Origin of the sequence: Undibacterium sp. TC9W (genome assembly GCF_049339865.1) — a bacterium.
In the GTDB taxonomy this organism is placed as follows: domain Bacteria; phylum Pseudomonadota; class Gammaproteobacteria; order Burkholderiales; family Burkholderiaceae_D; genus Undibacterium.
This window is the reverse complement of the sequence record NZ_JBMPPJ010000102.1, coordinates 1-255: the sequence shown is the minus strand read 5'-3', so window position 1 is coordinate 255 and position 255 is coordinate 1. Positions and strand designations below refer to the sequence as shown.

The 255-nt window shown below is 49.4% G+C and carries 1 protein-coding gene; it reads left to right on the top strand.

From position 1 onward, the window contains the following. Positions 1 to 255 (top strand): transposase (locus ACO0LN_RS30420; RefSeq protein ID WP_422980517.1); only part of this gene is annotated, 255 nt, incomplete at both ends.

Below are 255 nucleotides of genomic sequence, written 5' to 3'. Positions count from 1 at the left end.
AGACCACTGTGTGCAAGTTCCGGCACTTGCTGGAGCGTCATGACCTTGGCAAACGAATTTTCGAAGAAGTAGGCCGTCATTTGCAGGAGCGGGGAATGAAAGTATCAGGTGGCACCATCGTCGATGCTACCATTATTTCAGCACCTTCCTCCACCAAGAATAAAGAAGGCAAGCGCGATCCGGAAATGCGTCAAACTAAAAAAGGCAATCAATGGTACTTCGGCATGAAGGGGCACATAGGTGTGGACAGCAAGA